General features: G+C 42.5%; 20 protein-coding genes and 1 other RNA gene. 18 read left to right on the forward strand and 3 right to left on the reverse strand.

Annotation, left to right across the window (positions count from 1 at the left end; genetic code table 11):
* Positions 1-164 precede the first annotated feature (164 nt).
* From secG to MHI27_RS00990, 10 genes are all read left to right on the forward strand, one after another.
* On the forward strand, positions 165-398 hold the full coding sequence (gene secG / locus MHI27_RS00945) for a preprotein translocase subunit SecG (protein WP_042123332.1): 234 nt from the start codon (positions 165-167) through the stop codon (positions 396-398).
* Between the two features lie 346 nt (positions 399-744).
* Positions 745-3,624 carry a ribonuclease R gene (gene rnr, locus MHI27_RS00950; protein ID WP_405176677.1) on the forward strand — a complete coding sequence of 960 codons (2,880 nt, stop codon included), beginning with the start codon at positions 745-747 and terminating at the stop codon, positions 3,622-3,624.
* A 137-nt stretch (positions 3,625-3,761) separates the two neighbouring features.
* Positions 3,762-4,160 (forward strand): helix-turn-helix domain-containing protein, encoded by a 399-nt coding sequence (locus MHI27_RS00955; RefSeq protein ID WP_076301175.1) that lies wholly within the window; start codon positions 3,762-3,764, stop codon positions 4,158-4,160.
* Positions 4,112-4,912 carry an IS3 family transposase gene (locus tag MHI27_RS00960; protein WP_256721794.1) on the forward strand — a complete coding sequence of 267 codons (801 nt, stop codon included), beginning with the start codon at positions 4,112-4,114 and terminating at the stop codon, positions 4,910-4,912. The genes MHI27_RS00955 and MHI27_RS00960 overlap by 49 nt, the downstream gene beginning before the upstream one ends.
* A 712-nt stretch (positions 4,913-5,624) precedes the next feature.
* Positions 5,625-6,104, forward strand: coding sequence for an SsrA-binding protein SmpB (gene smpB, locus MHI27_RS00965; protein ID WP_042123338.1), 480 nt, complete (start codon positions 5,625-5,627; stop codon positions 6,102-6,104).
* Between the two features lie 198 nt (positions 6,105-6,302).
* Positions 6,303-6,667: a transfer-messenger RNA gene (gene ssrA, locus MHI27_RS00970) on the forward strand.
* A 229-nt stretch (positions 6,668-6,896) separates the two neighbouring features.
* A complete protein-coding gene (locus MHI27_RS00975; protein WP_042184038.1) occupies positions 6,897-7,262 on the forward strand; it encodes a hypothetical protein in 366 nt (121 codons plus the stop codon).
* Positions 7,263-7,776: 514 nt separating this feature from the next.
* Positions 7,777-8,808: an NUDIX domain-containing protein gene (locus tag MHI27_RS00980; protein ID WP_405175378.1), complete on the forward strand. Its 1,032-nt coding sequence runs from the start codon at positions 7,777-7,779 to the stop codon at positions 8,806-8,808.
* Positions 8,809-8,892: 84 nt separating this feature from the next.
* Entirely contained in the window at positions 8,893-9,813 is a 921-nt protein-coding gene (locus tag MHI27_RS00985) for a bacteriophage abortive infection AbiH family protein (protein WP_405175379.1), read from the forward strand.
* A gap of 251 nt (positions 9,814-10,064) precedes the next feature.
* Positions 10,065-11,264 carry a hypothetical protein gene (locus MHI27_RS00990; RefSeq protein ID WP_405175380.1) on the forward strand — a complete coding sequence of 400 codons (1,200 nt, stop codon included), beginning with the start codon at positions 10,065-10,067 and terminating at the stop codon, positions 11,262-11,264.
* Positions 11,265-11,429: 165 nt separating this feature from the next.
* On the opposite strand, the gene MHI27_RS00995 is transcribed toward MHI27_RS00990, so the two are convergent.
* Positions 11,430-11,996 carry a hypothetical protein gene (locus MHI27_RS00995; RefSeq protein WP_405175381.1) on the reverse strand — a complete coding sequence of 189 codons (567 nt, stop codon included), beginning with the start codon at positions 11,994-11,996 and terminating at the stop codon, positions 11,430-11,432.
* Positions 11,997-12,647: 651 nt separating this feature from the next.
* Here MHI27_RS00995 and MHI27_RS01000 point away from each other — a divergent pair.
* The gene (locus tag MHI27_RS01000; protein ID WP_405175382.1) at positions 12,648-13,955 is read left to right on the forward strand and encodes an aminoacetone oxidase family FAD-binding enzyme; all 1,308 of its coding nucleotides are present in this window, start codon (positions 12,648-12,650) and stop codon (positions 13,953-13,955) included.
* Between the two features lie 31 nt (positions 13,956-13,986).
* Positions 13,987-15,303, forward strand: coding sequence for an NAD(P)/FAD-dependent oxidoreductase (locus tag MHI27_RS01005; protein WP_405175383.1), 1,317 nt, complete (start codon positions 13,987-13,989; stop codon positions 15,301-15,303).
* A gap of 142 nt (positions 15,304-15,445) precedes the next feature.
* Here the strand turns inward: MHI27_RS01005 and MHI27_RS01010 are convergent, their stop codons facing one another.
* Positions 15,446-16,435 carry a zinc-binding dehydrogenase gene (locus tag MHI27_RS01010; protein ID WP_076286815.1) on the reverse strand — a complete coding sequence of 330 codons (990 nt, stop codon included), beginning with the start codon at positions 16,433-16,435 and terminating at the stop codon, positions 15,446-15,448.
* Between the two features lie 128 nt (positions 16,436-16,563).
* Between MHI27_RS01010 and MHI27_RS01015 the strand changes: the two genes are divergently transcribed.
* Both MHI27_RS01015 and MHI27_RS01020 read left to right on the forward strand, forming a co-directional pair.
* Positions 16,564-17,421 (forward strand): LysR family transcriptional regulator, encoded by an 858-nt coding sequence (locus MHI27_RS01015; RefSeq protein ID WP_405175384.1) that lies wholly within the window; start codon positions 16,564-16,566, stop codon positions 17,419-17,421.
* 87 nt (positions 17,422-17,508) lie between these two features.
* Positions 17,509-18,762, forward strand: a complete 1,254-nt coding sequence (locus MHI27_RS01020; RefSeq protein ID WP_405176678.1) for a mechanosensitive ion channel family protein — start codon at positions 17,509-17,511, stop codon at positions 18,760-18,762.
* A 142-nt stretch (positions 18,763-18,904) separates the two neighbouring features.
* Here the strand turns inward: MHI27_RS01020 and MHI27_RS01025 are convergent, their stop codons facing one another.
* Positions 18,905-19,081, reverse strand: coding sequence for a hypothetical protein (locus MHI27_RS01025; protein ID WP_179085866.1), 177 nt, complete (start codon positions 19,079-19,081; stop codon positions 18,905-18,907).
* Between the two features lie 337 nt (positions 19,082-19,418).
* On the opposite strand from MHI27_RS01025, the gene MHI27_RS01030 reads away from it, so the two are divergent.
* The 4 genes from MHI27_RS01030 (at position 19,419) to MHI27_RS01045 (ending at position 23,796) form a co-directional block, all read left to right on the forward strand.
* Positions 19,419-21,548, forward strand: a complete 2,130-nt coding sequence (locus MHI27_RS01030; RefSeq protein WP_405175385.1) for a pectate lyase — start codon at positions 19,419-19,421, stop codon at positions 21,546-21,548.
* Positions 21,549-21,788: 240 nt separating this feature from the next.
* Positions 21,789-22,043: a hypothetical protein gene (locus tag MHI27_RS01035; protein ID WP_405175386.1), complete on the forward strand. Its 255-nt coding sequence runs from the start codon at positions 21,789-21,791 to the stop codon at positions 22,041-22,043.
* Positions 22,044-22,344: 301 nt separating this feature from the next.
* Positions 22,345-23,028: a Crp/Fnr family transcriptional regulator gene (locus tag MHI27_RS01040; protein ID WP_042184055.1), complete on the forward strand. Its 684-nt coding sequence runs from the start codon at positions 22,345-22,347 to the stop codon at positions 23,026-23,028.
* Positions 23,029-23,172: 144 nt separating this feature from the next.
* Positions 23,173-23,796: a hypothetical protein gene (locus tag MHI27_RS01045; protein WP_405175387.1), complete on the forward strand. Its 624-nt coding sequence runs from the start codon at positions 23,173-23,175 to the stop codon at positions 23,794-23,796.
* Positions 23,797-23,804 lie beyond the last annotated feature (8 nt).

The raw sequence follows: 23,804 nt of genomic DNA on the forward strand, positions 1-23,804 counted from the left end.
TTTTTAATATATGTTTATCCTAATCTTTCAAGAAAAGCTACGACTTAACAGTCTAGGCGGTTGTATTACCGGCACTGCTATGATAAAATAAGAATACTGTTTATGTATCGTGATAACCTCAATTACCATAGATAGTGATGCTTAGGCGTAGGAGGTGGAAGTGAATGGATATCTTTTTGAAAGTTGTGCTCCTGATTTTTTCCGTCGGTCTTATTGCGGTCGTTCTTCTGCAAAAGGGGAAAAGCGCGGGTCTTTCCGGTGCCATCTCCGGTGGTGCTGAGCATCTCTTTGGTAAAACAAAAGCTCGTGGTATGGAACTCGTACTACAACGTGTAACAGTTGGACTTGCTGCAGGATTCTTCATTATGGCGATTCTAGCTGCTGTTTTCATTGACTAAAGTACCTACAGTAAGCCCTCGCTCTGTTCTGAATGGAATGGAGCGAAGGCTTTTTTGTTATAATAAAAAGGGGATAAAGCACCTGCAGGTGCTTTTCTTTGCATAGCAGAAAGAATAAGATTCGTTACGGTAAAGCCTTAATAAATAAACTTTCTCCTTCGATGTGAATGAAATTTCGTACTGCGTTTACCTTTGGATGACAGTAACAGGGATGCGCAGGATTGATTTCGTGTATACTAGGGTATGAAGTAGGTAAAGGTAAATTTTACTTGGCATTACTACAGAGCAGGACAAGACATACATATTTGCCAGCGGCTTGGAGCCGCGGAGGGCTGGGGTGACGAACATGATAACACAAGAAATATTACTCGATTTCATGCGGGAAACTGCATATAAACCAATGACTTATGAAGAGCTGGTGAGCCATTTTGCTCTAGAAGATAGCACAGGGTTTAAAAAGTTCGAGGAATTACTAATTGAATTAGAGCAGGACGGAAGAATTGTATTAACTCGTAATGCACGTTATGGCGTGCCGGAACGAATGGATTTACTGCGAGGCCGGTTACAGGCTCATGCGAAAGGCTTCGCTTTTCTTATCCCGGATGATCGTGATCATCCTGACGTATATATCCATGCGAATGATCTTAAGGGAGCTATGAATGGTGACATCGTCCTTATCCGTATTACCTCTAAAAGTCCGTCCGGCGGACGTATGGAAGGCGAAGTTGAGCGCATTGTAAAACGGGGAGTATTGCAGACGGTTGGCGTATTTCAAAATCTGGAGACCTATGGCTTTGTGCTGCCTGATGATAAACGGATTAATCGCGATATTTTTATTCCGAAGCAATCCTTCATGGGGGCGGTAGACGGTCAAAAGGTCGTTGTACGTATCGTGAATTATCCAGAAGGCCGATCAGCGGCAGAGGGTGAAATTATTGAGATCCTCGGACATAAGGATGATCCAGGAGTCGATATTCTATCTATTATCCGTAAGCATCAGCTGCCAGAGGCCTTTCCGGCTGAAGTGATGAACGAAGCGGACAACGCTCCGGATTCAATCACAGAAGAGGAAATTGCTGAGCAGGGACGTCGCGATTTGCGCGGACTAAACATTGTCACGATTGATGGTGAGGATGCTAAGGACCTGGATGATGCGGTTAATGTTCAGCGACTGGAGAACGGACATTACAAGCTAGGCGTGCATATTGCTGATGTAGGTTATTATGTGCGTGAGAGCTCTGAGCTCGATAAAGAAGCTTATGATCGGGGCTGTAGTGTGTACTTGGTGGATAGGGTGATTCCGATGCTGCCTCACCGTTTGTCTAACGGGATTTGTAGTTTAAATCCGCAGGTAGACCGCTTAACGATGTCCTGTGAGATGGAATTTAATGAACAAATGAAGGTCGTGAAGCACGATGTCTTTACAAGTGTGATTCGCACCAAGGAAAGAATGACTTATTCCAATGTCCGCAAAATTTTGGAGGATGAAGACGCTGAATTGCTGGAGCGCTATAGTCCATTAATTGATGATTTCCGTCTTATGAAAGAATTGGCGATGAAGCTGCGTGATGCACGGATGCGGCGGGGCGCGGTTGATTTTGACTTTGAAGAAAGCAAAATCATCGTAGATGAGAACGGTAAAGCTGTAGATATTGTGAAGCGTGAGCGTTCTGTAGCTGAGCAGATTATCGAGGAGTTCATGCTCGCGGCGAATGAAACGGTTGCTGAGCATTTCCATTGGTTGAAGGTTCCGTTCCTTTACCGGATTCACGAAGATCCGGACCCTGAGAAGCTACAGAATTTTATGGCTTTTGCGGCCAATTTCGGATATCACGTGAAGGGCCGTGGCAATTCGGTTCATCCACGTGCTTTGCAGGATCTGTTGGAGCAAATCCAAGGGACTAAAGAACAGACCGTTATTAGCACAATGATGCTGCGTTCCATGAAGCAGGCGAAATATGATGCGGAGAGCACAGGCCATTTCGGACTCGCTGCAGAATACTATTCCCACTTTACTTCTCCGATTCGCCGTTACCCCGATCTGGTCATTCACCGTGTAATGCGTGAAGTGATTGAGAATGGAGGGGCGCTGAGCCAGAAACGACATGATTATTTGGCTGGTCGGATGCCTGACATTGCTCAGCAGTCCTCGGAACGTGAGCGTTTGGCAGTAGAAGCAGAACGCGATACAGAGCAGCTGAAGAAAGCTGAATACATGCAGGATAAAGTAGGCGAGGAATTCGAGGCAATGGTCAGCAGTGTGACCAGCTTCGGAATGTTCATCGAGCTGGACAATACCGTCGAAGGCCTTATTCGTCTCAGTGCGATGAGCGACGATTATTATCACTTCGACGAGGCCCATATGGCGCTCATTGGCGAGCGCACATCGCGGGTGTTCCGCATTGGCGACGAGGTTAAGATTCGAGTCGCCAAGGTAAATATGGATGACCACACGATCGATTTCGAGTTGGTCGACATGAAACCACGCGCGCCAGGTGAACATCGCGGCGGTGGTTTTGGAGGCGGCCGCGGTGGCAAAGGCGGCCGTCCAGGTGGCGGCGGCTTCAAGGCGCCAGCCGGGGGTAAAGGCGGCGCGGGCAGCAAGGGCCGCGGCGGTAAAGGCAAGCCCGGCGCTGCTGTAGGCGCGGGCAAGGGTAAGCCGGGCGCTGGTGTGCGCGCCGGTGAAGGGCCGCGCGAAGCGGCCGGTGTTGGTGCACCGGGCGGACGCGGAAAGCGGAAGCGCGGGCGTGATGCCGGCGAGGATGCGAGCCGGGTAGTTGCGGCGCCGGGCGGAAGCACCGGCGCAGAGCGCGGGGGCGAAGCGGGCAACGCAGGCGCGCCACGTGAGCGCAGCGGCGGGCGAGGCCGCGGCGGTGACAACGGCGGTGCCGGTGGTGGACGCGGCATCAGCTTCGGCTTTGGCTCCGGCAAAGGCGGATACGGCGCTCCTGCGTCTGACTCTTCCGGCGGCGAAGTCCGCGGCCTGGACGGCAGCACGAAGTTCCGTAGCCGTGAGGACCGCGGCGGTAACTTTGGCGGTGGAGAAGGCCGTAGCGGCGCTCCAACAGGTAAAGGTCGCCGGAAAAAGAAGAACAAAAGCGGTGTGTTCATCGGTCAATCCGTGACACCGGGCAACGTTCAGACGTCGGAACAAGCCGCTTCTAAACGTAGCGACACTACAGGTAACGCACCAGACGGAGCTCCTCGTAAGAGAAAGAAGAAATAAATAACGTTATTGGGCTACGTTTCGTAGCTCTATGACGAAAGATAAAGCACCGCTCCCTTGATTGAAGTGCACCCCTTAGAATAGACATTGGATAAAACCCCTGGTTTGTCCGATGAAATTCTAGGGGGTGTATTTTTATGGCGATTAAAGGACAGAAGTTCAAAACTTACTCGGATGAGATTAAAAAAGAGGCCATTCGTTTACATGTGGAGGAAAGATGGACTTACCGGAAAATTACGGAGCATTTTGAGATTCAAGACCAAGGGCGGGTAAAGAAATGGATGAAGAAATACCGAGAGCTAGGGGAATTTGGGTTACTAGATCAACGGGGGCGTCGTAAAGAATATATCGATCAAGATAGGTATGTTCAAAAGCTCAGACGGGAAAATGAAATGCTAAAAAAGTGCTTGGAAATCTGGATGCAGGAGGTGAAACGCACAAATATAGAACCATTGAGAGCGCTGCAAAAGAGTATGCCGTTAGCGACCTGTGTAAACTCTTTAGGGTCTCCAGAAGTGGATACTACGCTTTCTTGAAGCGCAAAGGAACAGATCGGGATCAGGAAGCAAAGGCGCTCATTCAAAAGGTATATGAACGGTATAACGGAGTCTACGGTTATCGCCAAATTCAATTATTCTTGCTACAAGACCACGGGGTTTGGATGAATCATAAGAAGGTACTCAGAATTATGCAGGATTTAGGCATTCGTTCGAGGATCCGCCGAAAACATCGTTTTAATTATGCTACTTCCGAAGGAGATCGTGTGGCGAAAAATATATTGAAACGGGATTTCAAAGCGGATGCTCCCAACCAAAAATGGGTGACAGACATTACGCAATATCGCATAGGCGAAAAGTGGCTCTATCTTTCAGCTATTAAAGATTTGTTCAATAACGAAATTATTGCTTATCAAATGAGCGCTAGGAACGACAATGAACTGGTTCTCCGGACCTTTCAGCAGGCGTGGAGTCAACAAAAAGACGTGACCGGACTGATCGTTCACAGCGATCAGGGGTTCCAGTACACGTCTCATGCATACCACGACATGCTGCCAAAGGTTGGCGCCCGAATCAGCATGTCTCGCCGAGGCAATTGTTATGACAACGCCTCTATGGAGAGCTTCTTCTCGCATCTCAAAACGGAAGGACTCTATCCTTATGATATCCGAAATATCGATGAGGCACAAAGGAAAATTGAAGATTACATTCGATTTTATAACCAACATCGGCCACAACGAAAGCTAAATAAGCTGCCTCCGGTAGAGTACCGGAAACAGCTTATTGCCTAGGGTCTTTTTTCAGCGTCTATAAAATGGGGGCTTGACCAGATTGGGGGCGGTGCTTTTTTAATTCTTTTTCGCTGCTCAAGTGTGAAATTCTCGTTTCTGACCGAGACTATTGGTTGCCGCAAGTTTGTTGAGTAATAATCAGAAGAAGCTATGTGACAGCGTCGTTTTGTAACTATGACACTTGAGTTGAAGCAAAGTAACCAGTGCTATCACGATGCTTATTTTTTAATTGCATAATGTGCAGTTGAAATTCCGGCGATTCAGTAGAGATTGAGGTTAATTGCACTTTGTACATCTAAATCTGATCAGTATCTTCAAAACCGCATGATTTTGAGTTATTAACTGCAGAAAGTACAACTAAACAACCATCGAGCGTCTAAATATATTAAATAGATGTATAAAGTACATTTATCTAGCTTTAGCGTAGCGTCGGAGGGAGAGAGTGAATAGAAAAGGGTATGAGTTGACTGGAATGAGTGAATATAGAAACATGAACACCTTTTTTATAAATAAATGTAATTAAAGTTAACTATTGGGTAAACTTACTGACAACTAGTTGTCAAAATGGCTGGGAAAGGATTACCTGATCCTTCCTTGCGCACAATCGATTCCATTTGTTACAATATAGATCAGACGTTCGATGACTATGTCGTTTAAGATTAGAGAGACATGGTTACTTTAACTTATGAATATGATTCAAGGAGTGATTCTCATGGGTAAAAAAGCAGACGGGAAAGTACTTGCCCAGAACAAAAAAGCTTCCCATGATTATTTTATCGAGGATACTTATGAAGCTGGCTTGGTGCTGACAGGTACAGAAATCAAGTCGCTGCGTAATGGCCGCGCTAATATTGGAGATGCTTTTGCTACGATCCGTAACGGTGAGATTCACATTCACAACATGCATATCAGCCCTTTTGAACAAGGTAATCGTGCTAACCCTACTGACCCGACGCGTACTCGTAAATTGCTGATGCACAAGGAGCAAATTCATAAACTGCTGGGCTTGTCCAAGCGAGATGGATTTACGATTGTGCCACTCAAGGTTTATGTGCGAAATGGCTACGCGAAGCTGTTAATTGGTCTTGGTAAAGGTAAGAAAGAGTACGATAAACGTGACTCTGCTGCTAAGCGTGATGCTCAGCGTGATATCCAGCGTGTATTGCGTGAAAAGCAAAAGATCGCCAGATAATCTAGGATGAATGTACGATTCAAATGAGTACCAGTTTCCACCTTCAATTCCTTTAACCTACGTGTTAAAGTATTGATAAATGTGATATACTGAGTAAGTAAGATTATTGCTTCGTTACAGACTTCTTGAAGAAGAAGCTGTGGATAGGATCTCTCTTGCTTGGAAGATCCGCTTGATCCGAAGCGCCCTTTTTAATGAGGGGCCGTTCTTGGATTCGACGGGGGTAGTTCGAGCATGAGTAGCGAGTAGTGGGGACGCGTCCGCTTCATCAACGCTAAAGCCTATTAAACGGCAAACAACAAAACAACTACGCTTTCGCAGCCTAAGAAACTGCGCGCGTGCTTCTACCCTGCATCGCCCATGTGACAGGGATAGGGGCTAACAAGTAGTGGGATACGCCGTCTGGTCTCCGCCTGGGGTCAACGGAAGAAGATAATCAGGCTGACCCAACGTATAGCCGGTTACGGGGCGATACTCGGGTGACATCAAAACTGTGACTACACTCGTAGAAGCTTATGTGCCGTTATCTTCGGACAGGGGTTCGACTCCCCTCGGCTCCATAAGAAAAACCCGCTAAAATAGCGGGTTTTTTGCTGTTTAGTGGTTGGATTGTAGACCGAATGTAGACAAGGAGTTATAGGGAACTAAATGTGTTCATTATTGTAGACATGTTGTCTACATCTAAAATTAGATCATTCACTTTGAAGTTAATAATATCTATAAGAGCTCGAACTGATATAAAATTATAGTATTAAGCATCCAAAAACAAAAACATTCGGAGGAATTACTATCATGAGTTTTACTATTGATTATGTTAAAAACAAAAACAGAATTATTGTAACATCGGACGGTATGGATGTTGAGGATGCCCTTGCGTACGCGGAACAATTTCCGAAAGTACTGAAGAAAACTAAGCGAGGGTTTACAGGTATGACTGTAATTACTGGTGGCCTGGTATTTAAGCAAGAAGTGTTGGCAATTCTTGCTCCAACTAGTGAAGATGCTGTGAAAGCTGGAATCTCTACAAAACACAAATGGGTGTATGTTGCGCCTACTTCTTTCTACAAAACGCAAATGCATCGTATGTTTAAAGATATTGCAAACTTGTACGAATCGATAGAAGAAGCTGAAACGTATCTTGATTCTGCAGGGAATTAGCACTTCTAAAAATTAAAAGGATCCAGCCATCATCTGTAGCGGCAAAGGTACTTTTGCGTATTAACTTATATAATTGCATCACTATTCTAAGGAGTTATTCCTATGATCAGTCTCCTTTTTTAACCATAGATAAGTAATTTCTATACGATTCTATAATTTGTTGAATATATAACAAGCAAGAGCAGTAATATAGCCAATTTTTATCTAAGTAAAATCAGACAGACTCATCAAATGCTGGTTAGAATGCTTCTAGGGTGACATCAAAACTGTAACTACACTCGTAGAAGCTTATGTGCCGTTATCTTCGGACAGGGGTTCGCCTCCCCTCAGTTGTGTAAACCCTTGTCCATATAAAACCACAATGGTAAATGAATTACTCGGAAATGATTTGATTTGGTTAGTATTTGTAGAATGTAATAAACATTCTGCAAATACTAGCTTTTTTATTTAAAAGGAATTAATTGTGTTATAATAACGTAGTTAAATAAACAGGGTTAAAGGGGCGTGTTAGTTAATGGGCAAGTTAAGGATGGAACGCTTATTAACAAAACCAGTACGTGTAAATTGGGCCGAATTAGCTGATGCAAATGCTTTATCGTATGAAGTTTATTTGAATGGGGAGTTCTATAAGAGCTTGAGTTCAAACCATACGTCTTGTATTATCGACGATTTGGTTGTTGGATCTGAAAATAATATTGCAGTTTATGGCCAGTACCCAGGAGGTGAAAAACGATTATTGCCAGGTGCTGTGGACTCCATTTGGGCATTTCATACACCTGATGGATTACCTGTAGATATTTGTGTTTTTACAGTAATACCTGAATTCGAGTGTAAAAAACGTCCGCATATGCCCATATTTAAAACTTATATTCTGTTGATTCGACGAAAAGATGAAACTTATGGTGGGGGATGGGCATTACCAGGGGGATTTTCTAAGATGGATGAAACTTTAGATGCAGCGGCAGAAAGGGAGTTAAAAGAGGAAACTGGTATTGTCAAAGACTTTCAACTTGATCAGCTAAAGACATTCTACAACGAAGGTAGAGACCCAAGGGGATGGATACCATCTGTTGCATATTTTGCATTAGTAAGACCAGAGGTTTTTGTAACTGTTCAAAACGGGACTGATGTGTTTAGGGAAGTAGTATTTAAGGATCTAGAAGCGAGTACAGATGCTATGGAAGCAAAACTTTTCACCTTAGATGAAGCACTTGAATTAGGATTAGCATTTGATCATGAGGATATTCTCCGTTGCGCTATTAAACGAATGCATACTGAATTATTAACAACGACAATAGCAAGACAATTTTTAGATGAAACAGGATTTACTCTCCGAGAGTTACATCGACTATTAAGGGATACTGTGCCTGAATTTCAGGTTGACGAAACAAACTTCTCCAAAAAGCTTCTTTCAACTAAGGGAAGACAGGGTCTTTTAGAGGTTCTTAATAAGAAGGAACAAAGGTATGCCGGACCCAAAACGCAACTCTATCAATTTAGAGATGAGGAACTCGAGCTGAGTCTATCCATTTATAACTCCTTTTAAACAAAGTTATACACTTTTAAAATAACTTAGTTATATTGACTTAGTTAATATAAGATTGTATACTTGAGCAAAGGAGTGATGAAAATGGCGAATTTATATACTATTGGTAATGGATTTGATTTAGCTCATGGTATGCAAACATCTTATGAAGACTTCCATCAATATCTTAAGGAGGAATATCCTGATGCTTTATTCGATGGATGTGTACCCGAAGCTCAAATGATGCCTGATGGTGATATGAGTTATGGTGATATTGATGTAGTAGGTTTCTTGATGGAGGTCATTACCAATGCCGAGCCGGAAGGTGAAAAATGGTCCGATCTCGAAACATCACTTGGTTATTTAGATTTAGATGAATACCTCGATAACTTTGATGATGATGATGATAACGAGTGGCACAAAGTTTACAGAAATGAAGACCTATCAAGCAATCTCGTTGGAGCAGTATTGGAGATTACCGATTATTTTGCTGAATGGATTAATACAATAGATATTAATAAAGTATCTCCCAAGAGTGATTTTGAAAAGCTGATTGATAATGGTAAAGATCTTTTCCTAACCTTCAATTACACTGCTACGTTAGAGGCGCTATACGAAGCGAAGAATGTTTGTCACATTCATGGGAAGCAAGGCGGCAAATTATTGTTTGGGCATGGAAACGATACTGATTATACAGAAGAATATATGGGTCGCCATGTTGGTTCTGAGAACGCACTACAGGGTATGCAAGGGAAATTAAGAAAGAAAACAACCGAAGCTATTAAAGGGAACCAGGATTTCTTTAATAGTATTAGAACAATATCTGTTGATAGAGTATATTCATTCGGATTTTCTTTCTCCGAGGTTGATAAAATATACATAACGGAGATTTGTCGCAGATTACCGAATGCAGATGTTACTTGGTATCTAAATGACTTTGATGATATTGCACTACGTAAGCAATACGAAAATGTTATTAAATCTTGTGGGTTTAATGGTGTGTTTGATACTTATCATGTTTCCTAGAGGTTAACACATCAATGCAAGATGTTTATTAAGCCACCTCCCCAAAAATCCTCAGCATCACGCGGCGGCGAATTATGGATTTACAGAACCATGGCTCTGTAAATCCAACCCTTGTCCATATAAAACCACAACAAATAATGTTGGACATGGGTTCATCATGGTTCCAATTAGATTGGGTGAAAATAGCATTGGAGTGAGAGTAGCATATTCGTATCTCAGAGCTGAAACTGAACCAAAGGAGAGTTGAAAGAATGAAAGCTATCATTCTGGGAGCTGGCGCATCAAAAGCTTATGATGGTTCCCCAACAAAGATTAGAATGCCCGTTGCAATTGATTTTTTTAAAACTTACAACAAGTTAGAAATAAGTCAAAATCCATGGGTTTTGGTAGGAGAGATTATTAATTACTTGAACCAACATCACAAGATGAAACCGGAAGATTTTGTGAATTATAGTACAGACATTGAAGTTTTACATTCTGAGATTGAGGAAAAGTTACTTCGTGCTTTTAATGATTCACAGGACTGTGTCAGTCTTAGGGAATCCTTTAAGTCTTATAATCAATTGGTGTTTCTATTTACTTCTGTTATTAATGAAATACAAAATGGACCTGTGTCTGAACCACACATAAATTTAGCTAAGCTTTTGAAAAAAGATGATGTTATTGTTACTTTCAATTGGGATACGCTTATGGATCGAGCATTAGCTGAAACTACAGAATGGACTTCGGATGCTGGGTATTTCGTAACGCCTAAAATGATCTATAGAAATGCATGGGAGTCTGCTTCAATCCCACAAAAAACTGATTATCCTAAGCTTATTAAGCTACACGGTTCTACCAACTGGCTAAGTAGTGCAACTACAATTGAAAATGAGAAGATAACAATGACTCAGTCAGCTAGCCCTGAAACTTTTTATGTTTTTGAATCTACAATTGATCCTTACGATACACATAATGGTAGGTATATGAGTAATTACGAGCCGTACTCCTATGGATATTACCCACCTAATATACCGGACCCAGGAAAGCCAGCTCCAGAAGATCAAGTGTTCGTAAGAGTAACTCCAAGATTTCCTCATATGCCTAAAGGCACTGCTGGGAAGTCTGGACTTACTTCAATGCCTTTAATTATCCCACCTGTTAAACACAAAACCTACGACATGTACGGCCACTTGTTTAAGGAGCTATGGAGAGAAGCAGAACTTTGTTTGACTGAAGCAAGTGAGATTGTTATTATTGGATATTCTTTTCCAGTGACGGATATTCAAAGCAACCATTTGTTTAAAAATGCTTTTATGAAAAGGAAAACTGTACCTCGAATTACGATTGTTGATCCCAACCCGCACAGAATAAAGGAAAAATTCTCATTCGAATTTGGTATACCTGATGATCATTTAGTAATTCATCAAGATTATTTTTCTAAGGACTTTCCTGTTGATAAATTATTTTAGCAGCACTAGACCATTTCATGTCTCAAGCAACCTCACCAAATAACTGTAGCATCACGCGGCGGCGAATTGTGGATTTGCCAAGCCACGGCTCGGAAAAATTAACCCTTGTCCGCACAAAACCACAATGGTTAATACGGGCAGGGGTTCATTCTGTTGTCTTTGAAATTATGCTTGAAATTCTTCAAGCTTATTATTTAACTTATTCACTAAATCATTCAAATTGATAAGACAGTTATTACATCGCTCTATCTCGGTTTCTTGAAATCGATTATCACTTTCCAATCTTTTAATGCTCCAGATATTCATATAGAGATCGAAAAGTTGTTTGAAAATTTCTGAATCCATCCAATCCATGGAAATGTTAAGGGACTTCCATATTCCACCTTGAAGTCGTGAAAAGTATCTTTTGTTTTTCTCGGTAATTGATTCATGTAAAACTCGGCTGTTATGCTCCAATTCACCAATTAACAGTCTTATATGATTTATTTTTCGATTTATTTTATCGTTATTCTCTTGCTCATTCTGATGATCTATCTGCATTTTTGCAATTAAAAACGCAACATAACCGCCTATAGCACCACCGATTATATTGCCGAATATTCCTCCATACATTTGTATCCAAGAATCGATACTACCATAGGAAGTATATATCTTTATTCCTGATACAGGTAAACAGTATAGAATGATAATGAAACCAAATATAATAGAAATAAACGTCCAGAAAACCTTCAATTTTTTTCCTCCTTTAAGATGATACAATTAGTATATCAAATTACCTATGAATAGCTCATTCATAATAAATAATAATCTGAGCTCATTGTGATCAAGGCATTGTATGAAGATCTTCATTAAGATACAAAGAAAATACCTTGTTGCATCATTTGTGGCTATCAATACTGGAAAACTATAAAAAGTTAATATAAGTCTGCAATTTGAAAGAGAAGTTTGATACTTATCATATGTTGTAAAAGTTGATGATTTGAGGCATTGTGATCTTAAGCTACTTCTCCAAAAATTCTCAGCATCACACGACGGCGGATTGTGGGTTTTCCAAGCCTCCCCTCGGCTCCATATGGAGTATTATTGAAGACACCATGAAGGGTGTCTTTTTTCATATTTTCAGAGTATGATCTGGACTATGCGTGACGGTTCAAAAAAATGAGTATCTTGCTAGATCCAGTATCTTTCGTATGTGGAATTAAAGATTGCAGTGAAGAAGGCGTGAAGAAAAATTCAAGGTTCTATATAAGGATAAAAATGGCAAACATAGGATAGGAAGAGTTAATAGGGAGATATAAATGAAAACCAGTATACTTATGCTATAATTTAATAAAGTGACTCTGTGCTTTTAGAAAAATTGGATAAAGGATGCATTGACCAACCATGTATGAGAATCAGACTTCTATGCACCACAAGCTGTTTATTATCGGCGCAGGTGCTGCCGGACTAATGGCCGCCGTTACTGCGCGTGATATGGGTATCGATACTGCCATTCTGGAGGGTAACGACCGGATTGGAAAGAAGATATTAATGACAGGTGATGGCCGCTGTAACATTACGAATGAATCCACTGCAACGGGTACGGATGAAGCAATTGCTTTATCGCACAAGTATCACAGTAATCAGGCCGGATTTCCAATTGCGGTATTGCAGCAATTTGGCATCCGTCAGACTATAGATTTTTTCTCCTTTCTCGGGCTTCCACTTACAAGATTGAAGGAGGGCTTGATGTATCCAATGTCGCTGCAGGCAGCAGCGGTGCTGGATATTTTCCAGCTTGCGCTGGAGGATCGGAATGTTCCGGTATACCTCAATAACAAAGTGTTGGATGTTACTGTTTCGAAGAATCATCCGCGCTTCAAGATAAAATGCCAAACGGAGACAGAGGAGGATGTTGTTTATACTAGCGACTATCTACTTCTATCTGCGGGTGGCCTTGCCGGTCCAAATGCGGGAAAAGAACCTCCTGGGTATACACTTGCCGAACGTCTGGGACACACCCTGATTAAGCCTTTGCCGGCCATTGTGCAATTGAAGCTGCAATATCCGAACATGAGGGCACTGTCCACTATCAAATCTCAGGGACAAGCTCATATCATTGTGAACGGTAAAGTCATCTGCAGTGAACAGGGCGAAATTGCCTTCACGGATTATGGTATTACCGGCCCGCCAATTCTTCAGCTAAGCAGGAAGGCTGCGTATCATCTTGCAAGAGGAGAACAGGTAACATTGTCGGTTGATCTGATGCCGGGCCGCACGGAGGAAGAGCTAGTTGAGTTTTTAGAAAGGCTCTGGGAGACCTTTGGACACCGGACTGTGGCGGATTGCCTTGTTGGCATCTTCAATAAGAAGCTTGTTTCTGTCCTACTAAAAGAGACTGGCTTAGATCAACAGCCAGAGCTGCTTTGCCAGGATCTATCGATGAAAACCAAGGGGAAATTTTATCGAATCTTGAAGCGTTGGGAATTTAAAGTGACGGATACCAATGGCTTTACGAATGCGCAAGTGACAGCCGGCGGCATTGATACGTCGGAACTCATCGAAGGAACGCTGGAATCCAAGCTGGTGCCTGGGCTGTATTTGGCTGGCGAAGTGATGGATGTCGACGGAGATTTCGGCGGCTATAACCTGCAATGGGCCTGGAGTTCCGGATATGTGGCCGCGATGGCGCTAGCTAAGTCAATTCAATAAATTTATTAGGAAAAGGGATGCATCAATTAACATGTATAAGGATCAGACTTCTAAGCACCACGAGCTGTTCATTATCGGTGGGGGTGCTGCAGGTCTAATGGCTGCAGTTACAGCGAGGGATCAAGGTATTGATACAGCAATTATTGAAAGCAATGACCGGCTTGGGAAGAAAATAATAACGACGGGTAACGGGCGTTGCAACATTACGAACCAATCCACCGCCACCGGTACGGATGAAGCGGCCGCTTTATCACGCAAGTATCACAGTAATCAGGAAGGATTCCCAATACATGTATTGCGGCAATTCGGTGTCCGCCAAACGATCGAATTTTTCTCCTCGCTCGGGCTTCCTTTTGTAAGCTTGGAGAATGGCCGGATGTATCCGATGTCGCTGCAGGCGGCTTCGGTGCCGGGTGTATTTAAGCTGGCGCTGGAGGATCGGAATGTTCCCGTATATTATAAACATAAAGTGTTGGATGTTACCGTTTCGGCGGGACATCCGCGGTTCGCGATAACCTGCCAGACGGAGACAGAGGAACAGGTTGTGTATACCAGCGACTATCTTTTTCTATGTGCAGGCGGCCTTACCGCTCCCAAAACGGGAACGGACGGCTCCGGTTATACGCTTGTCCAACGTCTGGGGCACACCCTGATCAACCCGGTGCCAGGCATTGTACAATTGAAGCTGGATTATCCGTATTTGAAGGAACTATCGGGCATCAAATTTGAGGGAGAGGCCCATGTTATCGTAAACAATGAAGTCATCCGCACTGAGTCTGGTGAGATTCTTTTTACGGACTATGGTATCTCGGGCCCGCCCATACTTCAGCTCAGCAGAAAGGCTGCGTATAATCTCGGAATAGGAGAATCGGTGACATTGTCGGTTGATTTAATGCCGGAGCGCATGGAGGAAGAGTTAATTGATTTTCTGGAGATCCACTGGGGGATCTTCGGACACCGGACGGTTGCCGATTCTTTTGTGGGCATCGTCAGCAAGAAACTGATTCCAGTTCTGCTGAAGGAGGCTGGAATTGATCAACAGCCGCACTTGCTTTGTATGGATTTATCATGGAAAACCAAGAAAATATTTTATCGAATCTTGAAACGTTGGGAATTTAAAGTGACCGATACCAATAGCTTCACGAATGCACAAACAACAGCCGGTGGCATCGATACGACGGAGCTAATCGAAGGAACGTTAGAATCTAAGTTAGTCCCTGGGCTGTATTTGGCAGGTGAAGTGATGGATGTCGATGGAGATTGCGGCGGCTATAACCTGCAATGGGCCTGGAGCTCCGGCTATGCTGCCGCGATGGCGCTTGCTAAACGACGTGTTAGCGCCACGTAATAGGATAGATGGTTGCTGACTCTTGGCATGTTGCAGTGGAAATACTTACATGCCCTAGAACACACGGCGGCTAATGGATTTACCGTGCCACGCCTCGGTTCCATATAGAGTAAATAAAAGACACCTCACAAGGTGTCTTTTTTCAATCAATTCTTATTCCAATATTCCCAGACTGCTCCCCCTGTTGCATTCGCTGAAAGGCTTGAAGGGTGTCTTGTAAAGGATACACACTATCAATGATAGGGCGTATCGAGTGGAGTTCCATAAATTGAAGCATCGCAACAAACTCCTCACTGCTTCCCATTGAGGTGCCGATGATACTGATTTGGGGGAAAAATATGGATCGTGCTGCTATTTCCATTCGATCTCCTGAGCTTGCTCCAAACGTAACGATCCGGCCATTTGGCTTAATGATATCAAAGTACTGTTGGAACGTCGCTGGCCCGATACTATCCAGGATGAGATCCACAGTTTCTCCTTTCATACTTTCCTTCCAATCACTATGACTGTCAAAGGCATGATCTGCCCCATGTGCAAGAGCAACTTGCCTTTTTGATTCACTTCGTGATGTGACACTGACTCTTGCACCCGCTGCTGAAGCCATAAGCATGGCATAAGTAGCCACACCGCCACCAATACCCGGAATAAGGATATGTTCACCTTGCTGTAAGCGGCCTCTCGTAAACAAAGCCCGATAGGCTGTCAAGGCAGATAAGGGCAACACGCCCGCTTCTTCCCAAGACAAATAAGCTGGCTTGCTGATGGCATTTTGCGCAGGGATGACGATAGACTCGGCAAATGTACCATCTGAAGGGCCGCCCACTATGGCCGGAACGTTCGGGACATCGTGGGTGATTTCCCATCCGATACACGGATTAATGATTACATCGGTACCTACTGTAAGTGATGTTATGCCTTCACCTACCGCTTCAATTATACCCGCCCCATCAGAGCCCATAATCAGGGGAGCATCCTCATTTTTTCGATCCGCTATGAGAAATAAGTCTCGATGATTTAACCCTGCGGTTTTCAGCCTTACTTTTACTTCACCGAAGCCTGGCTGTTTATCAACAACGTCTTCATATGTCAGGCTCTTCAAGCCGTTCATCCCAGCATGTACGATTGCTTTCATCCTAATCCTCCAGTCATTCGTATTTCAATGAATCTTTATTGAATTGTACAGAGTGGGAATCATACAGTAAAATGAACAAAACCGATTGTGAGTATCATAAATGATCATACCAAGCAGGTGATATAGAAATGGAAAGCGGAGATTTAAGAATATTTCAGGCTGTGGCTCGAGAGGGTAGCATAACCAAGGCTGCGCAAATGTTGAACTATGTACAGTCTAATGTGACGACTCGAATTCAGTATCTTGAGGCTCAGTTGAAAACACCCCTTTTTCGGAGATCCAATCGAGGAATGACGCTAACTTTGGCTGGCGAGAATTTACTGGGATATGCGGATAAAATACTGACTCTGATGGACGAGGCTGTGAAAACAACACAATATTCGGACCATCCTGCAGGGCCTCTTCGGATAGGCTCCATTGAAGCGACAGCAGTCATTCATCTGACTCCTTTATTGGCCGAGTATCAATCACGATATCCGGATGTTAATTTATCGCTCACTACGGGTGTGACACATGCGCTCTTACAAAAGGTGTTGGATTACGAGCTTGATGGAGCGTTCGTCTATGGTCCTGTTGATGAGCCAGATATAGAACATATCGCGGCCTTTGAAGAGGAGTTGGTGTTGATCTCTGAGCCGGGACAAAACGAAATGTATGAGCTACTCATGAAACCGATGTTGTTCTTTGACGTTGGATGTACGCATCGGGCAAAAGCAGAGAGTTTTCTGAGAGGCACTGGCCTGACCACTTATCAGATTATGGAATTTGGCACATTAGCAGTTATTCTAGATGGCGTTTCCTCTGGACTTGGTGTGTCTATGTTGCCACAGTCATCGATTGCCAAGGCGGAAGAACAGGGCATAATCACTTCCCACCGTTTGCCTGAAGAGTATCGAGATTTGCAGGTATGGTTTGTGCATAGACATGACACAATTTACTCAAGCGCGTTAACCAGGTTAATACAATTAATTGAAACTAGGCCATAATAGTTCACCCGCAACGATCGATACGTCGAATGTTAGTGCTAGTCCATTTCATCAAACAATTTAAGTAACACACAGCAGGAGGAAATGATGAATTTTATAAAAGATCAACTAGCAGGATACGGTGTAAACGAACAAATGACAGGTTATCTTTCGAATATAATCATGGTCTTATTTATAGCACTACTCTCTGTACTGGCCAATTTAATAGCCAAAAAAATCGTGCTGAAGATAATTATTCATTTCATTAGTAAGGATCGGTATGCATGGGATAATATCGTTTTGGAGAAAAAAGTGTTTCACAAGCTGTCGCATCTGGCGCCAGCCTTCATCATCTATTATTCTGCGTCTATCTTTCCGCTATATCAGGCTTTTATTGAAAAATCCGCCTTAACTTATATGATTATCGTCACTATCACGGTGTTTAATGCACTACTTAATGCCATCGATGCTATTTATCGCTCATTCGAGGTCTCCAAGATTAGGCCGATCAAGGGGTACATTCAGGTTGCAAAGATTATTCTATTTATCATTGGTGTTATTGTGGTGATCTCTAACCTCATTGGTCAGAATCCACTGATTATACTTAGTGGGTTAGGTGCATTATCCGCTGTTTTTATGCTAATTTTCAAAGATTCTATATTGGGTTTGGTGGCAGGTGTTCAATTATCATCTAATGATATGGTTCGTGTAGGTGACTGGATCGAAATGCCTAAATATAATGCGGATGGTGATGTAATTGACATTACATTGAATACGGTAAAGGTTATGAATTTCGATAAAACAATCACCATGATTCCCAGCTACGCCCTTATTTCAGACTCGTTCAAAAACTGGAGGGGCATGCAAGTATCTGGCGGCAGAAGGATTAAACGAAGCGTTCATATCGATACAAGCAGCATATGCTTTTGTACAAAAGAAATGATGGAGGAATTCCAGAAGATTCACCACCTTTCCGATTTTATAAGGGCGAGATTAAATGAAATTAGCATTTATAATATCGAACATCAAATCAATACGGAGAGTAAAGTAAATGGAAGACATCTCACGAATGTTGGTGTATTCAGAGAATATATTCATGAGTATCTGAGGAATCATCCTAAAATTCATAAGGATATGACGCTGATCGTCAGACAGCTCGCGCCAGAGGATAATGGACTGCCCTTAGAAATCTACGCGTTTAGCAATGATACTAACTGGGTGGTGTATGAATCGGTTCAAGCTGATATCTTTGATCACATTTTTGCAGTTGTACCGATATTTGGGCTTCGTGTCTTCCAAAACCCGACGGGCCATGATATTGCTCGCTTAAAAGAAAGCAAAGAGTATTCGTCTGGATACTGAAGATAAGAATGATTTGCAGGAGAAGGCATTTCTTAATATCAGTAAAAAAGCGACCATCGTTGGTCGCTTTTTTACGTTTTTTTCATTTTGGAAAGGATCATAAAACGTGCGATTTATTGGGGTGCGGACATAGCTGAAGACTCTAATGGAAGTTCCCAGATTCATTTTCTGAGAATTTGCCATCGCTGTCATGCAGAGCTTGTTTGCGGCGATCATTACGGGCTTGCTGCTGCTGTTGGGCTTCCAGGCTGTTTACGGGCGTGGCTTCCAGTTCTTTTACTGTGTTGATTAGATTCTTATCTGGTTGATTTGCACTCAATTGAAAGCTCCTCCCTTGATTATCTAATGGTTGTGAATTTTATTATGTGCTGGCTACTGTGTGGCTATTCATGTTGTATTTTCACAAGAGCCCAGGATACATTGCTGAAAGGACGGGTGAATCAATGCTCTGTCCTATAATCATTAACTCAGAATACTGTTAGATGTGAAAAAATATGAGGAAATGATTGTATCGGAACTGATTTCTGTTCTGATATGTTGAGGATGTTTTAGTCCCATAAAATGTAATATTGTCAGGAGGTGAAAAGGAAGCTTTATATCTTCTTGCAAGCGGTTACAATTCTATCTGCAACAAATTAGAATCAGGAGGGAATAAAATGAAAAAAAGTATTGCCAAGGTAATCAGTATTGGTGTGTTGTTTTCTCTTGCACTTTCTTTGATAGCAGGTGGATGGACAAATACAGTAGTGCATGCTGCTGGTCTTTCGATGACAGGCAGTGGAGGCTGGAATGAAGCGGCATATGTGGAATGGTCACCTGTAAGTAATGCGACAGGATATAACGTATATGTTAAACAGGCAAGCGCATCAGATTCGGGGTACCAACAGATTGATAATGAATTGATCCGCAAATATTCTTCCTATTGGAGAGCGGATGCTGTAGGGCTTGCAGCTGGAAGTTATGTAATGAAGGTTGAAGCTACCCTATCAGGGGGAGGAACGGCAAGTGCGGTATCAAATACGTTATCCGTAACGTCATATGATCGATCTGGGTTTGCTTTTTCGGCAAGCTCGCCATTTGGTACGGGTTCTGGCGCTTATAATGAGAATGGAACCCTCAAGAATGGTGCTCAAGTGCTGTATATAACATCTCAGAATGCGAAAACCGTAACACTTGATGTGAAAATCAACAGCTCAGGTGCTGTACAAACAGGCGTTGGTCTTGGTAGCATCTTGGCTCTGAGACAAAAGGGTTATGATACAACCCCACTTGCCATCCGAATTATCGGTAAAGTTACAGCTGCTGACCTGAGTGGACAGCTTAACAGCAGTGGATATCTTGAAGTCAAAGGTAAAAATAATTATTCGGAAATGAATATTACAATCGAAGGTATCGGAAAAGATGCTTATGCATACGGTTGGGGATTGCTGCTTAGATATGTTGGTAATTTGGAAGTAAGAAATCTGGGTGTGATGTTATTTCCTGACGATGGCATTTCAATGGACACAGGCAATGCGAATGTATGGGTGCATAATAATGATATTTTTTATGGATCCGCAGGGGGCGACGCGGACCAAGCCAAAGGTGACGGATCTACGGACCTCAAAAAAGGATCAACGTACATTACCATCTCGTACAACCACTACTTTGATTCCGGAAAGGCTGCTCTAGTCGGACTTAGTGAGTCTGCAGAATTCTTTGTTACCTTCCACCATAACTGGTTCGATCATTCGGACTCCCGTCATCCGCGGATCAGAGTGGCCTCTGTTCACGTCTATAATAACTTCTATGATGGAGTCTCGAAATATGGTGTCGGCGTTACAACCGGAGCTTCGGCTTTTGTGGAATCCAATGTTTTTAGAAATACTAAAGACCCAATGCTTAGTTCTTTACAGGGTACAGATGCTTTAGGTGAGGGTACGTTCTCGGGTGAAAATGGGGGTGTGATTAAAGCTTATAACAATCTAATTGTTGATGCTTCAAGTCTTATCTACGCTAACTCCAACACAGGGACAGCTCCTGCTAATGCAACCTCATTTGATGCCTATTTAGCCTCGTCGAGAAATGAAACCGTCCCAAGCTCATACAAAGCATTAAAAGGCGGAACAGCTTATAATAACTTCGATACGAGCGTCCAAACTGGAGTGAACGTATCGAATATTGACAACGTAGGCAATGTGGAACAGGTTGTTACGGCAAAAGCCGGACGTCTGAATGGTGGAGACTTCACATGGGAATTTAATGATTCCGTGGATGACGCATCGTATGCGCTGAATACTGCACTGATGTCTGCAATCAGAAGCTACACAACGGGGCTTGTCTCTGTAGGGGGCAATTCAAACCCAACAAGTCCGACACCGACTCCAACAGCAACAGCAACAGCAACAGCAACAGCAACAGCAACAGCAACAGCAACACCTGTACCTACACCGACGGCAACGCCAGTGCCGACAGCGGGAGCAACCATTCATAACTTTACCACTGATGGAACAACGAGCAGCTTCTTCAATATCCAAGGAAATCTCTCAACAAGTAAGGGAAATGTGACATATCAGGGTTTAACCCTAACCCAATGTCTAAAAATCGAGAGTGCAACCAGTATTCAGTTCACAGCTGCTAAAGCTTCAACCCTAACCCTAGTGTTCAATACAGAAGGAACCAAAATAAAAGTGGATGGAACAAATTATCCTATAACGAATGGCATTGCCACTGTCTCCCTTACGGCGGGCGCACATACCATTACGAAGGACAGTACGGCGAATCTGTATTATATGAAGTTGGAATAGATAGTTTTTTTCTAAACCGTGCTTCGTAAACTTTTCAAGCAGCGGTTCGACGTGCCTCAGCTTCAAAAGGAGCATTAGAAAAGCGACCTTAAAGGGTCGCTTTTCTTGTGATCTTATTACTTGAATCATGCCGACGCAGCCGTGGTCGGATGCGCTAACGCTGATCTTACGATTGCTAGACAGTTTAGTACGATTTGCTAATATGTACTTAAGTAAATAACTTATTAGAGGAGGAATCCAATGAATAAATATAATATCCATAGCGACTTTGAACCCTACGCGAAGACGACACTCCCATTAAATCCTTTGTTATTACCAATTTTGAATAAACTCATTGCGAGAAGTGTGAATAAATTCAACTCACCTGAAGGTGTGAATGTAACGAAACAAGTTATTGCAGGCTATAAAGACGGAACAGTCGAGCTAACGATAATTGAACCTGGATTGAGGTTGAAGTGTATTATACCAAGGGGACCATTCATGGGTATGATATAGCGGAAAAAAGTGAAATTGTGCAGGAGAGTGTAGCAAGAAGAATTGAGGCCTTACGAAGAGCTTTTAAGTAGAAAATAAGAGTCAAGCCATGAGCATCTTTTCGATGATCCATGCGTTTGATTCTTTTTTATTTAAATGCCCAGAAAATGTAAAAATGTCACATGATAATTTGATGACTACAGTCACTATTTATCTTAATTTAAAAGTATTACAATAAAGGATGGTCCTAAAGATTTAACTTTTGCTAGAGTTGAAGCCTAATAGAAATTATAAAATGATACACTGGAGGCTGCTCTTGAAGATGAACCCACAACTGTTACGAGACTTCCCATTCTTCGAACATCTTGATGATGAATATTTAGCTGAAATTGCCAAGTTATGTAGCGAGCGTACTTATATAAAGGGAGAGTCCATCTTTTTTGAAGGTGAAGAGGGAGAGGAACTCTATCTGGTTATATCTGGAGTTGTTCAAATCTATCAAGATAACCACTCTAGGGATGTAATCCTTTCTATTTTTAGAGAAGGTGATTTCTTTGGAGAGATGGCTTTATTGCAAAATGAAAGAGCACGTTCTGCGTCTGCAAGAACCATTGAGAAATCCACCTTATGTATTCTGAAAAAACGCGATTTCATACCCTTATTAAAAAGTAATCCAGAAATATTAATCGGCATTTTGGAAACAGCGTTAGATCGTCTACGTGATGCCAATAAATTAATAACAGACTTGACCGTTATTGACGTGCGTACGCGCATTGCTCGCGTATTGCTGCGTCTAACAGAACAGCATGGAGTGCCCTCTGATGAGGGTGTTCTAATCGATTTGAAGCTGACGCATCAGCACCTGGCAGATATGACAGGAACGGCGCGCGAGACCGTGACAAAATCATTGCTTGGATTACAGGATGAGCAGTTAATACGTATTGATCAGAGGAAAATACTCGTGTGCAACATAGATAGACTTAGAAATATACTTGATGTAATTTGAGTTCGAGTATTTGGAAATTGTAATTGGGGTTACAGACCATTAATTACCCAAAATGATATAACAATATTAACAAAGAAAGCGCATATTTGGATTTGTTAATCGTAATGACGCAATGATCATCCATAAATGAAAAGAGGAAATGAAATGAGCGTGAAAAAATTAGTTTTATCTATGTCAGGTACTTTTGTACTGGGGATCATTGTAGGAGGGGCTTTGTTGTATAACAATTCGGTGTATAACTCTGTTAAGGATGCCCTGAATGGAAATGCCACGCAAAATTCGGTAGGTAGCGTTGATATGAGTGGTATGACACAGGTTAACATTCAGGGCATGGATCTTGAAGCAGCAATGATGGCTGTACAGTCGAGTCGTGCAACTATGTTAGAGGATCAGTTGAAAGATCAAATCGCATCCGTACAAGCCAAGAATGAAACAATCTCAAAACTGAATCAATTGCTAGGAGTGATCAATGAAGAGCTAGCGAAGCTTCCTTCAGGTGCCGAGGCCAACGCTGCTGTAAAGCTGGCAGATGACAAGGGGGCCATGTTTACTGCTATGAGTATGGCTATACCGCAAACAAAAGGGCAACTTGAGAATCTGTTGGGACAAATCAAATCACAGATTGATAGTGCAAGTAATAGTCAGCAAATGGATATGCTGCGCCTGCAAAGTCTAACGAATAAACGTAACGAAGCTTTTGATACAATGACAAATTTTATTAAAAAAATGCAAGATTCCAGAAGTAGTGTTATTGGAAATATGCGGTGATGAGTTAA

The organism is Paenibacillus sp. FSL H8-0261 (assembly GCF_045040645.1).
Lineage (GTDB): Bacteria > Bacillota > Bacilli > Paenibacillales > Paenibacillaceae > Paenibacillus_AQ.